Annotated in this window: 15 protein-coding genes; 4 read left to right on the top strand and 11 right to left on the bottom strand. The window is 59.3% G+C overall.

Going from position 1 to position 17,197, the window contains the following annotated elements; genetic code table 11:
- Positions 1 to 204 precede the first annotated feature (204 nt).
- Positions 205 to 858: a class I SAM-dependent methyltransferase gene (locus FGO67_RS14495; protein ID WP_203301392.1), complete on the top strand. Its 654-nt coding sequence runs from the start codon at positions 205 to 207 to the stop codon at positions 856 to 858.
- A 43-nt stretch (positions 859 to 901) separates the two neighbouring features.
- Positions 902 to 1,909 carry a DUF2156 domain-containing protein gene (locus tag FGO67_RS14490; protein ID WP_203301391.1) on the top strand — a complete coding sequence of 336 codons (1,008 nt, stop codon included), beginning with the start codon at positions 902 to 904 and terminating at the stop codon, positions 1,907 to 1,909.
- Here the strand turns inward: FGO67_RS14490 and murI are convergent.
- Both murI and nudC read right to left on the bottom strand, forming a co-directional pair.
- Entirely contained in the window at positions 1,887 to 2,747 is an 861-nt protein-coding gene (gene murI, locus FGO67_RS14485; protein WP_203301390.1) for a glutamate racemase, read from the bottom strand. The two genes, FGO67_RS14490 and murI, sit on opposite strands and share 23 nt — an antisense overlap.
- Positions 2,744 to 3,571: an NAD(+) diphosphatase gene (nudC, locus tag FGO67_RS14480; RefSeq protein WP_203301389.1), complete on the bottom strand. Its 828-nt coding sequence runs from the start codon at positions 3,569 to 3,571 to the stop codon at positions 2,744 to 2,746. Before nudC ends, murI begins: the two co-directional genes overlap by 4 nt.
- A gap of 141 nt (positions 3,572 to 3,712) precedes the next feature.
- Between nudC and plsB the strand changes: the two genes are divergently transcribed.
- Complete coding sequence (gene plsB / locus FGO67_RS14475; RefSeq protein WP_203301388.1) at positions 3,713 to 6,181, top strand: glycerol-3-phosphate 1-O-acyltransferase PlsB; 2,469 nt, start codon at positions 3,713 to 3,715, stop codon at positions 6,179 to 6,181.
- A gap of 32 nt (positions 6,182 to 6,213) precedes the next feature.
- Here the strand turns inward: plsB and FGO67_RS14470 are convergent, their stop codons facing one another.
- From FGO67_RS14470 to ppc, 6 genes are all read right to left on the bottom strand, one after another.
- Entirely contained in the window at positions 6,214 to 7,047 is an 834-nt protein-coding gene (locus FGO67_RS14470; protein WP_203301387.1) for a class I SAM-dependent methyltransferase, read from the bottom strand.
- On the bottom strand, positions 7,047 to 7,409 hold the full coding sequence (locus tag FGO67_RS14465; RefSeq protein ID WP_203301386.1) for a UDP pyrophosphate phosphatase: 363 nt from the start codon (positions 7,407 to 7,409) through the stop codon (positions 7,047 to 7,049). Before FGO67_RS14465 ends, FGO67_RS14470 begins: the two co-directional genes overlap by 1 nt.
- A 115-nt stretch (positions 7,410 to 7,524) precedes the next feature.
- Positions 7,525 to 8,223, bottom strand: coding sequence for a tRNA (adenosine(37)-N6)-threonylcarbamoyltransferase complex dimerization subunit type 1 TsaB (gene tsaB / locus FGO67_RS14460; RefSeq protein ID WP_203301582.1), 699 nt, complete (start codon positions 8,221 to 8,223; stop codon positions 7,525 to 7,527).
- 36 nt (positions 8,224 to 8,259) lie between these two features.
- Entirely contained in the window at positions 8,260 to 8,913 is a 654-nt protein-coding gene (adk, locus tag FGO67_RS14455) for an adenylate kinase (protein WP_041340480.1), read from the bottom strand.
- Positions 8,914 to 9,113: 200 nt separating this feature from the next.
- Complete coding sequence (locus FGO67_RS14450; RefSeq protein ID WP_203301385.1) at positions 9,114 to 10,484, bottom strand: HDOD domain-containing protein; 1,371 nt, start codon at positions 10,482 to 10,484, stop codon at positions 9,114 to 9,116.
- 59 nt (positions 10,485 to 10,543) lie between these two features.
- Positions 10,544 to 13,189 (bottom strand): phosphoenolpyruvate carboxylase, encoded by a 2,646-nt coding sequence (gene ppc / locus FGO67_RS14445; protein WP_203301384.1) that lies wholly within the window; start codon positions 13,187 to 13,189, stop codon positions 10,544 to 10,546.
- 103 nt (positions 13,190 to 13,292) lie between these two features.
- On the opposite strand from ppc, the gene FGO67_RS14440 reads away from it, so the two are divergent.
- Entirely contained in the window at positions 13,293 to 13,526 is a 234-nt protein-coding gene (locus FGO67_RS14440; RefSeq protein WP_041340478.1) for a hypothetical protein, read from the top strand.
- Positions 13,527 to 13,608: 82 nt separating this feature from the next.
- On the opposite strand, the gene FGO67_RS14435 is transcribed toward FGO67_RS14440, so the two are convergent.
- The 3 genes from FGO67_RS14435 to relA all read right to left on the bottom strand — a co-directional run bounded on the left by FGO67_RS14435 (position 13,609) and on the right by relA (position 17,175).
- Positions 13,609 to 13,953 (bottom strand): hypothetical protein, encoded by a 345-nt coding sequence (locus FGO67_RS14435; RefSeq protein ID WP_041340477.1) that lies wholly within the window; start codon positions 13,951 to 13,953, stop codon positions 13,609 to 13,611.
- A gap of 136 nt (positions 13,954 to 14,089) precedes the next feature.
- Complete coding sequence (gene mazG / locus FGO67_RS14430) at positions 14,090 to 14,941, bottom strand: nucleoside triphosphate pyrophosphohydrolase (protein WP_203301383.1); 852 nt, start codon at positions 14,939 to 14,941, stop codon at positions 14,090 to 14,092.
- A complete protein-coding gene (gene relA / locus FGO67_RS14425; protein WP_203301382.1) occupies positions 14,938 to 17,175 on the bottom strand; it encodes a GTP diphosphokinase in 2,238 nt (745 codons plus the stop codon). Before relA ends, mazG begins: the two co-directional genes overlap by 4 nt.
- Positions 17,176 to 17,197 lie beyond the last annotated feature (22 nt).

Below are 17,197 nucleotides of genomic sequence, written 5' to 3'. Positions count from 1 at the left end.
CTGAAACCATGAAGCGGTTTGCAGAGTGTTGCATTGCGTTATCTTTTGTATCCAGAAATGCGCAGTGCTGCACATAAATCCGCCAACCTGTTCCCTAAGCTCCTTATGACAGGCGTTGATCACCGAACTCCCGACAGGCTGTCAGGCCAATAACGACAACAACGGTGACAACATTTTAAGGAACAAGAACAGGCGGCAGTCATCATGCGCGACAAGTACAAGTACATTGGTCCGGTCTACGATTTCCTGAGCAACCTTTACAGCGGAAAGAACATTCACCGGTGCAAAACCGCGATGCTGGATGTCGAAACCGTTAAACCGGGCGATCGCATCCTGTTCGCCGGCGTCGGTCATGGCCGCGACGCCATCCGAGCTGCCGAGCTGGGCGCCGACGTCACCGTCGTCGATCTGTCGGAAACCATGCTGCGAAAGTTTGCTGAAGCCCAGCAGAAGGAAGCTCCTCAGCTTGCCATTCGCCGCATTCACAGCGACATCATGAAGGTGGATGAGTTTGAGCAGTATGACCTGGTCGTCGCCAACTTCTTCCTGAACGTATTCGACGAGACCATGATGGTGCGTGTGCTTGAGCACCTGATTCGGCTCGGCAAAGCCGATGCCGGCGTGGTGGTCGGCGATTTCTGTTACCCCACCGGCAATCTGGTGGCCCGCCTGTTCAAGAAACTCTATTGGTACATGGCGGTCTTCATCTTCTGGCTGTTTGCCAACAACGCCTTCCACAAGATCTACAACTACCCCGAGCACATGCAGCGCCTGGGCCTTCAGGTCACCGAGAAGAAGCACTTCAAGCTTCTGAACATGAACTGCTACTGGTCCATTCTCGGGCGCAAACAGGCCTGATTGATCCGGTCTTCCATCATCTCAACTCACGGGGAGCAATGACATGTCGGATCAGATCCTGGCACTGGACGGACTGCGTGAACTGGCGGACAACACGTTCACCTTCACCGAGCGGGTGGGTTACCTGCAAAAGCACGGGGTTCACTCCCAATCCTTCTCCACCCTGCAGCCCGGCATGCAATACTTCGACGTGCCCGGCGTCGGCTACATCGCCTACATGCGCAAATGGGGTGGCACCTTTGTGCTGTCTGACCCGGTCTGTGCCCCGGAGCACTTTGCCGTCATTCTTGAGCACTTTCACAAACGCTTCCCGAACGCCAGCTATATCCAGGTGTCCAAGCCGGTGGTCGATGTTCTGCACCTTCGGTTTGGGCTGTACGGCACCCAGTTTGGCAGCGAATCCCGTATCGATCTTGCGACCTGGTCCCTGTCCGGCAAGAAGAAACAGATCCTGCGTACCGCCCTGAACCAGGCCAAAAAAAACAACATCACGGTGAAAGAGCGATTCAGCGACGATCACACCCGGGAAATCTCCGAGGCCTGGATTCGCACCCGCAAGTGCAAGAGCAATGAAATCCGGTTTCTGATCCGGCCCATGGAGATGGCGTATCGGGAGAACGAGCGTCACTTCTATGCCTACCAGGACGGCAAGGCGGTGGGATTCATCTACTTTGATCCGATTTACCAGAACAACGAAATCATCAGTTACGTGCCCAATATTTCCCGCGCCAACGCCGATTTCCGCCAGGGCATTTTCTACACCTTGATGGCGCATGCCATGGAAGTGTTCAAAGCTGAGGGCGTTCCTTTTCTGGATCTGGGGCTGATCCCCTTGTCACTCGATGCGGCCACCGAGCATCAGGAAAGTCGACTGCTGAAACGCCTCCTGCATCTGGTCTATGACAAAGGTACGTTTCTGTACAACTTCAAGGGGCTGGAATTCACCAAATCACGGTTCCGGGGTGAGAGCTTTAAGACCTACTGCTGTCACCGGCGCGCGATTCCGGCCCTGGAATTCCTGGCGATGTTCAAACTGACGCGTTTGATCTGACCCGCTCGTTGCACTCGGGCCAGTTATCGAGCACCGTCTGAGGACTCAGGTTCAGGCCGTTCATGAAGTTGGCCAGACCGGTCGGAGCAGGCCCGGAAAAGAGCGCCGCACGCACTGGCGAGCCACTGAAAGCCCCCGCATTGGCCGCGCTGCCGTGCTTGCCATTTTCTGCCAACAGGTGGCTGACACGGCGGGCAATGGCCTCACCCGAATCAACCCAGAACCGAACCTCAGGCAGAACCTCCCTAAGGGCGCTCAGCAGCAAGGGATAGTGAGTACACCCCAGCACCACGGTATCCACTCCAGCCTCGCGGAAGCCGGCCACCGCCGACGCCAACGCGGCTCGCGACACCTCGACACCGCTGACCGACTCCTCCACCCAGCGAACCAACTCGGGATGGCCAATACGCTCCACCTGACAGTGGCTGGCGAATTCTGACACCAGCTGATCCAGATACGGCCGTCGAACAGTTGCCGGCGTAGCCAGCACTCCGATACGGCGGTTTTCGGTTTTGGCGGCCGCCGGCTTAATGGCGGGCACTACACCGACCACTGGCGTTGCGGTCATGGCCCGGAGATGAGGCAGAACAACGGTACTGGCAGTGTTACAGGCAACCACAATGACGTCCGTGGAGTACTGCTCGATCGCCTTGCCTATCAGCCGGCAACAGCGCTCGACGACCACGGATTCAGGCTGGTCGCCGTAGGGAAATCCGGCGTTGTCAGCCAGATAAAGCAGTTCCGTGCCCGGAAGATGCTGGCGCACACAGGCGGCGACACTGAGGCCACCAACCCCGGAATCAAAAACCAGGACGCGGGCTTTGGAAACCGTAGTCAAAGAGCTATGCCTCCCCGGGTAATCTCGCTTTCCATGGCGCGGATCAAGCGCCCAGCAATGGTGGTTTGCGGCGGCACCGGCGGGGTATCTCCGGGCAGAAACCAGTCGGCATGCGCCAACTCATCTTCCTGCAGTATCAGTTCGCCGCCGGCATAGTCGGCGAAGAATCCCACCATCAGCTGGTGCGGAAACGGCCAGGGCTGAGACGACTGATAGCGGACATTAGCCACATCCAGGCCGGTTTCTTCCTTGACCTCGCGGGCAACCGCGCCTTCCAGACTTTCGCCTGGCTCGACGAAGCCCGCAATCAGACTGTAGAAATGGTGCCGCGCACGTGCGTTCTTGGCCAGTAGCAACCTGTCGTCCCGCCTGATCACCACAATCACGCAGGGGGCCAGTCTCGGGTACCAGGGAATGCCACAGGGCTCACACCACTTGGCGCGCTCACGGGGATGAAAGCCGGTTTCCAAGCCGCACCGGCCGCAAAAGCGATGGTCACGCCACCACTGCCAAACCTGAAACCCGGTACTCAACAGCTCTGCCGGTGCTTGCTCCATCGTCAGCAGGGCGTCCCGAAGGCTCACTGACTCCAGTCCTGCCTCGCCCGCGCCTTCGAGCTCGGTCACGTATACCGGCACGCCGTCCAGGGTTCCTACCGAAACCGCTACGCTGGCCCGGCCTCCGAGCCTGGCGTCATCCACGGCCAGCAACCAGCCCTGCTCAGGCTTGAGGATGTCTGATCCTGAAATGGCCAGAATCCGGTCTCCAGGACGCGGCGCATTCGTGGTCCAACCCGGGGACCAGTCTGAATTTGAGCTCGCCATTGTCTGTTTTCACCTGCCTGAGGAATGGACCAAGCTGAAATGTACCACACTGGGCAACAAGGCAAGTAAGATCAACGGCTTTCCGCACCGAACGCAACCAAGTAAACTTGGCGACTGTCTGATTCACCGGAGCAACACTTTATGCGACTTTACCAGGGCATTCGCAGCCTGATCCTGACCATTTTCCGCAAGATACTCTTTCTGTGGGTCAGGACCGACGTTAGCGGCAACACCCTGGAAGCTCTGGGGATCGACCCCGACAAGCCGGTTTGCTACGTGCTGCAATACAGCTCGCTGTCGAGCCGACTGGTGTTGGAACAGGAAGTGATCCGCGCCGGCCTGCCCGGGGCCACCGAGGCCCTGCCGGTCAAGAATGGCCCTTCCCACTCGTTCTTCTTCCTGTACAGGCGCACCGGAGGGCTGTTTCGTCGGCGCCAGACACCGGTACCGACCAATGAATTCGAAGCCCTGATTCACTATGGCGTGGAACACACCGAGCAGGATGTTCAGATTGTGCCGGTATCCATGTTCTGGGGTCGCTCACCGGACAAGGAAAAATCACTGGTGAAGCTGCTGCTGTCCGACACCTGGTCGGTGGCGGGCCGGCTCCAGAAGCTACTGATCATCATGGTCCATGGCCGCAACACCTACGTGCAGTTCAACCAGCCACTGTCCCTGAAACTGGTGGTCGACGAATACCGCCACTCGGAGGAACGGGCCAAACGCAAACTCGCACGCATCCTGCGCACTCACTTCCGGCGGGTGCGCCAGGCCGTGCTCGGGCCCGACCTGTCACACCGGCGCACACTGGTTGGCGGGCTGGTACGGACCCAGGCGGTCAAGGAAGCCATCCGGGAAACCGCGGCACGAGACGAAATCCCGCCGGAAAAAGTGCGCGCCAGGGCCTGGAAGTACGCCGATGAAATCGCTGCCAGCATGTCCGTTGTCACCATCCGTATCCTGGAAGTGGTACTGGCCTGGCTCTGGAACCGGATTTACAACGGCATTGCCGTCAACAACATCAAGGTGGTGAAGGAAGTCGCCCAGGAGAACGCTGTGGTCTACGTGCCCTGCCACCGCTCCCACATCGATTACCTGCTGCTCTCCTACGTGCTCTACAAGAACGGCCTGATGCCGCCGCACATCGCCGCCGGCATCAATCTGAACATGCCCCTTGTTGGCCCTATTCTGCGTCGTGGTGGCGCCTTCTTCATGCGTCGCAGCTTCAAGGACAACCCGCTCTACGCCACCGTGTTCAACGAATACATGCACGTGATGTTCTCCCGCGGCTACTCCGTGGAGTACTTCGTGGAAGGCGGCCGCAGCCGCACCGGTCGCATGTTGCAGCCACGCCCGGGCATGCTGTCGATGACTGTCCGGAGCTTCCTGCGTGATCACCGCAAACCAATCGTGTTTGTTCCGGTCTATATCGGCTACGAAAAAGTAATGGAAGGACGGTCCTACCTGGGTGAGCTGCGGGGCAAGAAAAAGCAGAAAGAAAGCGTGTTTGCACTGGCCAAGACCGTGCGCAAACTCAGCAACTCCTTCGGCCGTGTCGCGGTGAACTTTGGCGAGGCCATTCCCTTGGCCGATGTACTGGATAACGTTCACGAAAGCTGGCGTGACGAAGCCTACGACGCCGAGTATCGTCCACCCTGGCTGAACCAGGCGGTCGATGAGCTGGCGCTGCAGGTGGCCTCCAACATCAACGCCTCGGTGGCCGTGAACCCGATCGGCATTACCGCGACCGTGCTGCTGGGCACCGATCGCCTCGCCATGGATGAGCACCAGCTGATCCGCCTGATGGACCAGTACGCCGGACTGCTCAAGGCCTATCCGTACGCAGAAACAGTGACCCTACCGGAAGGCAGCGGTAAGGACTGGGTCGCCTACTGTGAGAACATGGGGCTGGTGGCACGGCAACCGCAGAAACTGGGTGACATCATTGCCCTTGAGGGCAGCAACGCCATCCTCATGACCTACTACCGCAACAATATCCAGCACTTGTTTGCACTGCCATCGCTGATCGCCAGCCTGTTTGAGAACAAGGACACCCTGCGCCGGGAGCGCGTGGTGTTCCTGGCAAGCGTAGCCTACCCCTATCTGCAGTCGGAGCTGTTCCTGAAGTATCAGGCAGACGAAGCCGAGCAGGTTATCAACGACTGGATCAATGTGCTGATTGAGCAGGGTCTGCTGGAAGAACTGGATGACGACCGCATTGGCCGCCCCGAGGAAGGCACGGAAGCGATGCTGCGGCTGCGGGTACTGTCACGCTTCATCATTCAAACGCTCGAGCGCTATCACATCGCTCTTGGCATCCTGCGCAAATACGGCTCGGGCAAACTCAGCGCCGCCGAGCTCGAAGAACAGAGCACTTTGCTGGCCGAACGCATGTCGATTCTGTTTGGCCTGAATGCGCCGGAATTCTTCGACAAGAGTCTGTTCCGCAACTTCATTGCCAATCTGCAGAAGAATGGTGTGATCACCACCGAGGAGAACGGGCTGATTTGCTATGGTGAGGGGCTGGATGAAGTGGCGGAAGATGCTCGCCTGGTGTTGAGCGTCGAAAAGCGCCAGGCCATACAGCAAGTCACTATGCTGGGCGCTTAAAGCGCCCTTTTAAAGATAAAGCCTAAGGCGCCCTAGCGGTCAGGCAGTGCCTTGATGGAGTAGACATCATAGCGACTGCTTTTGCCCTCCACCCGGGTTGTTGGCTCGGGCCCGGCAATGGCCGGGGCCTTGCGCGGGCGCTTGACCACAACGCGGTAGCGCGCGCTCTCCAGAGCCGCCGTCAGTAGCGCCTCGGAATCGTCGTCATCGCCAACCACTCGCTGGAACAGCTGCATTTCTTTCTTCACCAGGGCCGATTTGTCCCGGTGCGGGAACATCGGATCCAGGTAAACAACATCGGCGCACTCCGGGCCTGCAGACGCTAACCAGGCGATGCTGCTGCCCTCGCGCAGATGCATGCGCTCGACGATAGGCGCGCAATCGACATTCAGCGACGCCCGCGCCAGCCCATCCGCCAGCAAGGCATGAATCACCGGATTGCGCTCAAACAGGGTCACTGTGCAGCCCAAACCGGCCAGCACAAACGCATCCTGTCCCAGGCCTGCAGTCGCATCGAGCACGTGCAGATGGGCGCGGGTTTTATGCAGACCCACTGCTTTCGCCACCAACTGCCCGGCTCCACCCCCGTGTTCACGGCGATAACCCATCTTGCCGGTGACAAACTCGGCTCGCACCGGCCCAGGCGCACCCTTGCCGGTCAACTGCAGGCCGAGCCCCTGATCATCCAGGAACAGCAGCAGGGTGTAGCCGCGCACGTCCTTTGGCCGCACCACCCCAAGATTCGGGATCGCCAACGCCTCGCTCAGGGCAACCGCCTGCTCGGCATCACCCAGTGGGCTGCGCCCTACGGCAAGGTGCTCGGAAGTCTCAGAGGGGGCGGTTTTGTGCGAGCGGGAGTCAGTCATCAGACCAGAATATCAATGCCGGCCAGGGGAAGATCGTCACCCGATTCCTGCCCTGCGGCTGCGACCACAGCGAAGGTGGACAGCGCCTGAGCGGTTGGCAATGGCATGTCGTCGGCCCGGAAACGTTCCAGCCGGGTATCTTCGGCGGCTCGGCGAGCCTCAATGCGACGTTCCAGGCTCTCGCCCGGCGCACGTTCAATCAAGGTACCGGTGCGGGCATCGGCCAGGTCCCGGCGGGCGCTTTCCGGCGCTTTTTCCGGGGAGGCTGCCGGCGCACGGGCGACATCACTACGTTCCCGAATCGGGCTGTTATTGCCTGACTGGGGGGTAAAGCTGTTGCCTGAATTTATACTGCCGATCATGACCCGGTACCGCTGGCCTAATAACGAAAAAGATAAGAGAAAGTATGGAAGAATCGGCCCTGGAAGAAAAGCGTTTGCTCAGTTATTAACCGGCGTGTCGACCGAGCGCGCCCGATTACTCTCGTCCGGGAAGTTTTTTCCAGGCAACCTCGTTACGGATGTACGCAGGCTGGGCCTGCTCCGCCGGGACCGCCTGACCATTGCGGAACCCGAGTTCGGCCAGTTTTGCGACCCAGGCTGCACGCGGAATCAGCGTATCATCAGCCGCCACAACCCGGTCAGCCACCTCAGCTGGCATGTCTTGCTGGAAAGCCCAGCCACGACCAGCACCGGACCATACTGTCGCGTCGCCCTCAAGCGACACCAGCGAAGGCGCGCAGACTCGCTCCACACCCCGCAGCACCGGCAGTCCGTCGCAGCAAACAAAACAGCCCCAGTACAGCTCGCCCATGCGGGCGTCGAAAGCGACGGCAACACCGCCCTGCTCGCTGACGCCCATGGTTTCAATAGCGCCAACGGCAACGGTGGCCAGGGACGACACTGGCACGACCGGCACGCCCAGCCCCCACGCCAACCCCTGGGCCACGCCCGTGGCAATTCGGATACCAGTGAATGATCCCGGACCACAGGCAAAGGCCACCGTGTCGAGTTCTGACGGCGCCACGTTTGCCTCTGCCAACAACTCTCTCACCATGGGCATCAAGAGCTTGGTATGGCCCCGGGGGGCTATTTCAAAACGTTCGGATATCTTGCCATCAACAAGAAGGGCTGCCGAGCAGCCCTCCGATGATGTATCCAGTGCCAGCAGTTTCACGGACGACACGAAGCCTCAGGTCAGGATAACGAGGATTTATTGAAGCTTGGACAGAATCTGGTCACGGATGCTATCGAGACTGCCAACACCGGCTACGCGCACATACTTGGGTGCAGCGGCCGGGTTTTCGGCGGCCCAGTCCTGATAGTAACCCACCAGTGGTGCGGTCTGATCGTGGTAGATCTTCAGACGCTTGCGTACGGTTTCTTCTTTGTCGTCTTCACGCTGAACCAGCAGCTCGCCGGTTTCATCGTCTTTGCCTTCCGCCTTGGGCGGATCGAATTTAACGTGATAGATCCGGCCACTGCCTTCGTGAACACGGCGACCAGACAGACGGCTGACAATTTCTTCGTCATCGACGGAAATCTCAACCACGTAATCAATGACAATGCCCTGGTCTTTCAGAGCCTCGGCCTGTGGAATAGTGCGCGGGAAGCCGTCGAGCAGGAAGCCGTTCTTGCAGTCCGGCTGCTGAATACGCTCCTCGATCAATGCGATGATGATGTCATCAGACACCAGACCACCAGTCGCCATGACTTCCTTAACCTGCAATCCCAGCTCGGATTCGGCTTTGACCGCCGCTCGCAGCATGTCACCAGTAGAGATCTGGGGGATGTCGAAGCGTTCGGTAATAAACTGTGCCTGCGTCCCCTTGCCGGCGCCTGGCGCCCCTAACATGATGATTCGCATAACGTTGTGCTCCCGTATAAGTCATTATCGTTGGAAAAGTTGCGGCAAAGACCCTCGCCTTTGCGACAACCTCTCGGCACCGAGCGGCAATTAGCCAGGCTCGGAGCCAGCGCATTATACGAAGTCCGTCTCTATAGAGAAAGTCGACCTCCGTATCATGCACGGAAAAGGGGCATAAGGTATCTGAACCCGAGCCTTGCTCAGGATGACAGGGAGTTGGCCAGTGCGTCCAGATCTGGAGCCACACGATCGATCTCAGCTTCCAGATCAGCGACGGTATCGGGCGCCAGCCCCAGGCCTTCCAGCAGAACGGGAACATCGTCTGGATTGAACTCGTCACCGATGCCCCGCGGCTTCAGCAGCGCATTCGATAGCTGCACCATCAGTACGTAGGTTTCGTGATCGCCGTGATAGCCCGGATGCTGATGCATGGCGGCGGTCTTGACCACGGCATCCGGCAATTGCCAGAGCTTGTGCAGAATGCCACCAATAGCACCATGACCCACGGCAAGGATCTGCTCCTCTCGGGCGTGGCCAAACACCTGCTGCTCCAGGGAATGCATGCTGGCCTCGGGATTATCCGCGTGCAGGACATTGAGCTCTTCAAATTCGGCTGGAAACAGGTGGCCGATCAACAGCAGACCGAAGTTGTGCAGCAGGCCGCACAGATACGCCAGAGCCTTATCGGCGCGACAATGCACCGCGAGACTCTGGCAAACGAACGCACTATAGAGGGCGTGGCGCCAGAAGTTATCCATCCCCAGTGGCCCCTTGCGGGGGACATCGAAGGCCCGCACCGAAGCGATCCCCATGGCAATGTGAGCAACACGGTCGAAGCCCAGAACCCGGGTTACCGCCTCCTGCACGGAGTGAATCTGGCCGGGATAATTGAACAGCGCAGAACGGGCATAGCGCATGATTTGTGCAGTCAGGCTGGGGTCGAGTTCAATCAGCTCCGCCAGCTCCTTGGCCGTGGCCTCGCTGTGCGCCGTCAGCCGCAAGATCCGCAATGCCAGAGCGGGCATCGGTGGCAGCCGATACAGTCGCTGGAGCTTATCCGCCACTTCATCCAGGCTGAGTGCAGCACGGTCGCCGTTGCCCTGGCCCCGAATTACCAGGTGACCAGTCCGGGCGCCGGCCAGAGCCAGCCGGAAATCACACCCTTCCATCTTGACCACACCCTGGTTGGTGCCGCCGGTGAGCAAGACCGTTTCGGCGTGGGCGACGTCGTCGTCGATGAGAACCGGCAGGTCGTAGGCCGTCCCGATGGGCGGCACGAATCCCGGATCACAGTCACCGAACAGGCGCATGGTCTGGCGCGCCGTCAGAGGCTGCAATCGGCGGCCGGTCAGTTGGAACACCGCGTCCAGATCCAGAGCGCTGTCTAAACCATGCGCCACCAGCAAGGCGCCGCCGACATCAATCAGGACGGTTGCCTGAACAAAATCCGAGCGAGACTGGCCCGAAGCAATCACGGCTGACTCAAGATCGGCCGCCTGCGGCGTCGGCAGCTCCGAGTACGGAATGCCCTTGCGGGCCAGAAAACGTTGCAGTCGCGCAGCGAGAGCCACAGCTTACTCCTGTTACCTTGATCAGCGGCTATCAGGCCACCGTTCTTATTGTGTCGGGTTTAACCGGTGTTGCGCATGCCTGCTGCGATGCCTGCCATGGTTACTTTCAAGGCCCGCTCGACCAGATCCTGAACATCGCCCTTGCCCTCGCTGTCACGATTGCGGCGCAGCAGTTCGGCCTGGAGATAATGCAACGGATCGGTGTAAGGATTGCGCACGCGCATGGAGTGGGCGAACACCGGCTCGCCCTCAAGCAGGTCTGACTGCTCCTTGAGCTCCAGAAGACGCTGGATGCACCGCTGCAACCTTTCCCGGAGGTCGGTTCCCAGCGCTTGCAGCTTATCGTTGTCAAGCAGGGTCTGCTCGTAGTAGCTGGCTATGCGCAGATCCGATTTGGCCAGCACCATCTCAAGCATGTCGACGTAGGTTCGGAAAAACGGCCACCCCTTCATCATTTCACGTAGCTGCGGTAACCGGTTGTCCTGGGCCGCCGCTTCCAGCGCCACATCGCTACCCAGCCAGCTTGGCAGCATCAGCCGCATTTGCGTCCAGGCAAAGATCCAGGGAATCGCACGCAGGCTCTCAACGCCGCCGGTGGCCTTGCGGCGGGCCGGCCGGCTGCCCAGGGCGAGCTTGCCCAGGGCCTGCTCCGGCGTAACCTGCCGGAAGTAAGGGACAAAGTCCGGATTCTCCCGCACCACGTCCCGATAGGACTTCAGCGAACGTTCAGTCAGCCAATCCATGGTGGCACGCCATTCCGGTTCTGGCTCGGGCGGCGGCGCCAGGGTGGCCTCGATCACCGCAGTGGTGTAGAGCGTCAGACTCTGCACCGCCAGGTCCGGCAGGCCAAACTTGAAGCGGATCATTTCGCCCTGTTCGGTAATCCGGAAGCTGCCATTAACCGAACCCGGTGGCTGCGACAGGATGGCCCGATTGGCTGGCCCGCCGCCACGACCCACGGTGCCGCCCCGGCCGTGGAACAAGGTCAGGTGCACATCGTACTGTTTGGCAATCCGAGTCAGTTGTTCCTGGGCCTGATACTGCGCCCACGCCGCCATTAGCTGACCGGCATCTTTCGACGAATCCGAATAGCCGATCATCACTTCCTGGCGACCCTGGCAGTAGTCCCGATACCAGTCGACCTCGTACAGGGCCGCCATGCTGTCCGGCGCGCCTTTCAGGTCATCCAGGGTTTCAAACAGGGGCACTACCCGCATCGGGAACTTCATGCCGGATTCCCGCAGCAGCAGGATCACGCTGAGTACATCCGATGGTTTTGAGGCCATGGAGATAACATAGGAACCCAGTGCCTGCGGCGTCTGTTGCGCCACCACCTCGCACGTGGCCAGAACCTCGCGCACCGACTCGGAAGGCTCCCAGTTGCGCGGCACCAGCGGCCGGCGCCCGCGAAGCTCTTTGACCAGAAACTCCTGACGCTCCGCTTCCGACCACGACAGGTAATCCCCCAGCCCCAGGTAATCCACCATCTCCGCCACTGCCTCAGCATGGCGCGAGGCTTCCTGGCGAATGTCCAGGCGAATCAGCGGCAACCCGAAGGTGTGGGCGCGGCGAATGGTATCCAGCAACGGGCCATTGGCAATGCTTTCCATCCCACATTCAACCAGTGACCGGTAGCACAGCTCCAGAGGTCCGGTGAAATCCTCGTTCTCGAATAGGATGTCGGTGGCGTCGGCCGTGGTGCCATTAACCCCAGCCTCGGCCCAATCACGGGTTTTCACCAACCGCTCACGCAGTTCCGCCAGAACCTGGCGATAGGGCTCACGAGAGTCCCCCACCCGTTGCCGAAGTTCGTCACTGGCCTGCCACATGGACAGCTCTGCCCGTAGCGCCTGAATGTCGCGCAAGTACAGGTCCGCTGCCATCCAACGGCCAAGCAGGAAAACCTTGCGAGTAACCTGATGGGTTACGTTAGGGTTGCCGTCCCGGTCGCCGCCCATCCAGGAGGCAATACGAATCGGCGATGCGTCCAGGGGTAATCCGCGCCCGGTCGATTCGGTAAGAGACGCATCGAGACTGCTCAGAAAACGAGGCAGCGCCTGCCAAAGGCTGTTCTCAATGACCGCAAAGCCCCATTTGGCCTCGTCCACCGCCGTCGGCCGTTCGTGTCGTATCTCATCGGTATGCCAGGCCTCAGTGATCAACCGGGTCAACCGATCAATAACTTCCTCACGCTCCGCTGGCATCAGATCATCGTGATCGAGCCGGGCCAGACACTCCGACATCTCGTCGTACTTCATGATCAAGGTGCGACGCGCTACTTCGGTCGGGTGGGCAGTCAGTACAAATTCGATACGCAGGTTGGACACCCGCTCATGCAGCTCTTCCGACGACACACCACCGGCTTTCAAACGGTCAAACACCTGGCCCAGGGATTCCACCATCAGGTCGGACTGGTGCCCCTTCTTGCGGCGAATGCCGTGATATTGCTCCGCCAGATTGGCAAGATTGAGAAACTGGTTAAAGGCCCGGGTTACTGGCAACAACTCATCGTCGCTCAGCTTTCTCAACAGGTTGACCAGGCGCTGCCCGGAACCACTTTCCTGGCGCCGGTCGGCCTTGGCCGCAGCGCGGATCTCCTCGATCAGTTCGTAACAATCCTGGCCTGGGTGGCGCTGGATACTCTGACCCAACAATTCGCCCAGCATGCGTACATTTTCTCGAAGATCGGGGTGAAGCTCAGTCACATTGACGTCCTTTTAATTGACGGAGGCAAAGTAAACTTACGATACTAAGGAATAGTCGAAAAAGTCTATTGGCGATTGGAGCCTATAGCCGTAAGGAGTACTGATGAAAGTTACCGATTTACCCAAGCACTGGGAAAACCAGAAAGCGCCCGTGGACCGGACCCACGATTACAATCTGAGACTGCCTCTGGAGGATGCGGCAAGGATTGCGGCGCTGGCGGAACTGTACCCGGACCGGACCGAAACCGACATTCTCAATGACATGATCGGTGCCGCGCTGGACGACCTGGTGCGGAAAACGCCCCTTAAAGATCGGCTTGAGAACAAAGACAAGTAAGGAATGCGAGGGGTACTGAAACGGAGTGGCAGGCGCCACTCCGTGCAAAGATAGTCGATCGGGCCAGATCGAATTCAGGTCGTTAGGCGACCGATTCCAACTGACGGGCCTTGAGGCGCTGGATGTGCTTCTGGCTCAGACTCACGAACTTCGGGGTTAAGCCCTGATCCTCATAGATCTCGAAACCGTCCTCGTCGTAGGCCACCACCTTGGTGCCCTCAACATAAGGGAAGCTGGTTTCCATCTCGTCCAGCGCGGCCGAAATCAGATCCCGCATCAGATCCTGCGGTGATTTCATGGGATAGAGCGCGGCCAGTTTCTCCAGACGCTTATGATGCTGGTCAGACAATGCCATAAAGTAGGCATCGCGAGTCAGACGACCGCGAGCGTGCTTGTCCCAGTAGTTGACCAGATCCTTAATTTTCATGGTGCCCTCACTCCTGCATCTTATTGATGGCGCACGGCGCACAACATCAGTGCAGCCACATCTCGAAGTGTAGACGAAGCCAGCGCCTCTGGAACCTGCTAATTGGTAACGGATTGTACTTACCGAAAACCAACAATCAGTGCCCGGAACTGCCCTTCTCTACCCCCTTGACCGTCTGGTAGACGGCTTCCAGCGCGTCCAGACTCTCCTCGTCCATATCCCGACCCTCGCGGGTGAGAATCCGTTCAATGGCCCGGAATCGGCTATCAAACTTATGGTTGGTTCGCTTCAGAGCCTGCTCAGGATTCACCTTCATGAAACGTGCCAGATTGACACAGACAAACAGCAGATCACCTAACTCGTCTTCCACCGCATCATGGTCCCCTGTTCCGGTCTGGGCGGCGTGCCAGGCTTCTTTCAGTTCATCGAGCTCCTCGTGCAGCTTGTCGAACACCGGCTCGATCTCTGACCAGTCGAATCCATGCCTGGCGGCCCTTTTCTGCAGCTTCTCGGCCCGGGCCATGGCCGGAAGGGTGCGGGCGATGCCATCCAGGCGACTCAGCGGCTCATCAGAGGGCGGCACCATAGCCCGCTCCTCGGCCTTGATCCGCTCCCAGCTCTCTTTGATCCAGGCTTCATCGGGACGGTTATTCGGATCAATTTTGCTGTCCAGAGTGCCCGCCGGAAAGACATGGGGATGACGACGAACCAGTTTACGCACCAGATTGTCGACGATGGCGTCGAAATCAAAGTGGCCATCTTCCTTGCCCATCTGGGCATAGAAAATTACCTGAAACAGCAGATCGCCCAGTTCGTCCTTGAGATGGGGATAGTCTTCCTGCTCAATGGCATCGGCCACCTCGTAGGCTTCCTCAAGGGTGTGCGGCACGATGCTCTTATAACTCTGCCGGGTATCCCACGGGCAGCCGATCTCCGGATCCCGCAGCCGTGCAATCAACGTTTTCAGGTCGTCTATGGTGTAGCTCATCCGCGTTTGCGCCTCACGTCAATGATGTTGGGCAGGTTACGAATCTGCGCCAGCAACCGGGCCAACTGCTCAAGGCTGGAGATCTCCAGCGTCACCGTCATGGTGGCGGTGTTCTCGTCCTTATTGGTCAGGGTGTTCAGTGCCAGCACATCGCTCTTGGAGGTGGACAGCACCTGGGTGATGTCCCGCAACAGGCCCGAACGATCGTAGGCCTGGATTTCCACGTCTACCGGGTAGACGGCCGCGGGCTGGCCACCCCAATTAACCTCGATGATCCGGTTGGGCTCAAACTCGCGCAGGTTCAGGAACGTCAGGCAATCCTGCCGGTGCACGGTGACCCCGCGACCCACAGTGATGTAGCCGCCAATGGGATCACCGGGTAGCGGCTTGCAGCACTTGGCGACCTGGGTCTTGAGCTTGCCAACACCCTGGATCTGAATATCGGTGGCGGTGTCGTAAGGGGCCTGACGCTGGCTGCTGAGCTTCAGATCCAGCTGCTCGGATTTTGGCTCGAGCATTTGTTGCGCCACATTGGCCACGTGGGTAGGGCGCAGATCGCCGGCACCGATGGCGGCAAACATGTCCTCCGAGCCGTGATAGTTCACCTTTTCGGCGAGCTCGTTCAGGTTCACGTCATAAAGCGACAGTCGCTTGAACTCATCGTCCAGGATGGCGCGGCCATCGACAATGTTGCGGCCACGGTCCTGCTCCTTGAACCAGTGCGTCACCTTGGCCCGGGCACGGGAGGTCTGCACGTAGCCCAGGCTCGGGTTCAGCCAGTCCCGGCTCGGGGCCGCGTTGTTGGAGGTCAGGATGAAAATCTGGTCGCCGGTTTTCAGCGGATAGGTCAGCGGCACGATGCGATTGTTGACCCGCGCGCCGCGACAGGCGTGGCCGATTTCCGTATGCACGCGGTAGGCAAAGTCCACCGGAGTTGCACCTTGCGGCAGGTCGACCACATGACCTTCCGGGGTAAAGACATAGACCCGGTCCGACGCTACGTCGGACTTCAGGTGGTCGGCCAGACCGGACAGATCCCCCAGATCTTCCTGCCACTCCAGCACCTGCCGGAGCCAGTTGATCTTGGCATCGTAACCGGTCGATTTGTTGCTCTTGTCCGTGCCTTTGTACAACCAGTGGGCACAGACACCCAGCTCCGCCTCCTCGTGCATCTTGTGAGTACGGATCTGCACTTCCATCACCTTGCCTTCGGGCCCGATCACGGCAGTATGCAGGGACTGGTAGCCGTTTTCCTTGGGGTTGGCGATGTAGTCGTCGAATTCGTTTGGAATGTGGCGCCAGATACCATGCACGATGCCCAAAGCGCCGTAACAATCCCGGACTTCCGGCACCAGGATGCGAACGGCACGGACGTCGTAAACCTGGGAAAAATCGATACCCTTGCGCCGCATTTTCCGCCAGATACTGTAGATGTGCTTGGCGCGACCGGACAGGTCAGCCGTGATCCCCGAGGCTTCCAGTTCCGCCTGCAGGGTTTCGATGACCCGTTTGATGTAGCCGTCCCGGTCGAGGCGCTTTTCGTCTAAAAGCTTGGCGATTTTTTTGTAGGCCGTTTCGTGCAGGTAGCGGAACGACAGGTCTTCCAGCTCCCACTTGATGTGACCAATGCCGAGCCGGTGCGCCAGCGGCGCGTAGATATCAAACACCTCACGCGCGACCCGCATGCGCTTTTCTTCCGAGACGTTCTTGACCGCCCGGATGGCACAGGTCCGCTCCGCCAGCTTGATCAGCGCGACCCGGACATCATCAATCATGGTGACCAGCATCTTGCGGACGTTGTCCAGCTGGCCCTCACTCTGGCCCAGGACATTGCCCTTGAGCGGATGATGGATTGAAGAGATCGCCGCCATCTGCTGAACGCCGTTGATCAGACCGGCAATCTCGTCGCCGAACTCCTTGCGGATGTCTTCCAGGGCGACCCGTTCCTCCCGAACGGCCCGATACAGTATCGCCGCCACCAGGCTGGCCTGATCCAGGTGCAGCTCCGCCAGCACCTGGGCCATTTCGATACCGATGCGAAAGCTGCTGGAGCCCGGTGCCCACAGGCGGTCCTCGCGGAACGCCTCCAGATCGATTTCCGCAGCCTTCTCACAGGCACGGCGAAACTGGTCGACATCGTCCAACTGGGTCTGGGCAGCGATGTGCTGGACACAACGCTCGATGTCCACCTCACCATCGCCAGTAACGGCATAATCTTCGCGAACTTTTACCATATCGGTTTTACTATTCTCGGTC

The sequence above is a fragment of the Marinobacter sediminum genome (genome assembly GCF_016820575.1).
Classification (GTDB): domain Bacteria; phylum Pseudomonadota; class Gammaproteobacteria; order Pseudomonadales; family Oleiphilaceae; genus Marinobacter; species Marinobacter sediminum.
This window is presented reverse-complemented; position numbering and strand designations above follow the sequence as displayed.